Consider the following 1647-nt stretch of genomic DNA (forward strand, 5'->3'; position numbering starts at 1 on the left):
AGTTTGTTTGCTCGGCAATGCTATTAATGACTTCAGTGACCTGACTGATGGCGATGCTCTCTTGGCTAACAAGCTCCACGCTTGAGTGGCTGGTTGCTAGCTGCTGGCTCAGAGCTTCTAAGCCATGTAATAGCTGCTCCAAATGCTGTTTACCGTCTTGACTTGCAACATCGACTTGCTGACTCATACTCGCGCCTTCGCTAGCATGGTTAGCAACATCACGCACAGAGGCCGACATCTCTTCGATTGCGGTGGCTATTTGGTCCGTTTGCGCCATTAATGCTTGAGACTCTTCGCCGTTTAGTCTGGCTGTTTCTTGAGTTTGCAAAGAGTGAGCCTGCAGAGAGGTTACTGATTGCTGCAGAGACAGAATGAGTTCCCTTAAGTTCGTCGCCATGCGCGAGGCACTTTGGGTGATCTGGTCAACCTCATTTTGTGAATTTGCATCCGTGTTAGCAAAGGATTGTGAAAGATCACCTTTACCTAAGTTGTCTAGCTGTACTTCCAACGCTCTAAGCGGCTTTAGTGTTCTAAGCAATATTAGTGATAGTAATAACGTAATCACCAGCAAGCCAATAACACTGACTGCAAAGTTTATTGTCAGTAACTGGCCACTTTCTTCGTTGAGCTCTTTCATTGGAACTTGACCCACTAACGCCCAGTTCCAGCCTGGTATATTAATGGTGTAAGCGTATGACATTGAACCATTATTATTGCGGTACTCAAATGAGCCTCTGTCCATTAATGCTTGCTCAATGGTGATACCGTTTAGCACCTGATTGCTGACTTCAGCGCCGACCTCATCACCTGGGTGAGCCACAATAGTATTGTCTGACTTACGAATGATAAGGAAGCTACCTGATTCTTCTAAACGTAAGCTGTTAGTGGCTTTACGAAGTTGCTCTAGCGAAGCACTGATATCAAAACCGATATAGAGAATACCAATAACTTCGCCAGAGGCACTTTTTATTGGACGGTAAACGGTCATATAGTCTTTACCAAAGATACGAGCGTATCCCTCAAAGACTTGCCCTTTAAGCAATGTAGCGTAACCAGGATGGCTTTTACCTAGATGAGTACCGAGGGCTCGCTTGCCATCAGCCTTTTTTAAGGAGGTAGCGATACGCATAAAATCTTCGCCATCCCTTACAAATACCGTTGCGTTACCGCCTGTTAGTTTCGAATAACGATCGACCTTACTCTTAGAGGAGTTGATCTGCTCTCGTTCATGAACCAGTGCAGGGGTCGCTTTTCCCATGACTCGAACCGTTCTATCAGGCTTATGAAAGTTCCCTGGATACATGGCTCTAAAAACATCGGCATTACGATTAGCAAGCGCTAATAAGCTGTCGTATTGCAGTTCGATTAGATCAGCGGTGCCATGCATTTGTGCTTGCAGTGCAGTTTCTGCTTTTTCTGTTAGTAAATTTGAAGCAGACATATAGGAGATGCTGCCTAAAATGCCAAAAACGATCATGGTGAGAATAAATGCGACCAATCCGATCTGTTTGGCTACTGGCCAGTTTTTATAATTCATAATGGCTTCTAGTTATAGTTATAGTTAGAAAGTAGTGCTTAATTTAATCGAGTTATCAAATAATAAATCTGATATAGGTCTATTAGTTATCGGATTTAGCTAAAAATGCT

General features: G+C 43.7%; 1 protein-coding gene. It reads right to left on the reverse strand.

The window, feature by feature from the left end:
* A partial coding sequence (locus AB4238_RS21675) for a methyl-accepting chemotaxis protein (protein WP_372035624.1) occupies positions 1-1537 on the reverse strand: 1537 nt, incomplete at its 3' end.
* Positions 1538-1647: the final 110 nt, after the last annotated feature.

This window comes from Shewanella sp. 10N.286.45.A1 (assembly GCF_041470405.1).
In the GTDB taxonomy this organism is placed as follows: domain Bacteria; phylum Pseudomonadota; class Gammaproteobacteria; order Enterobacterales; family Shewanellaceae; genus Shewanella.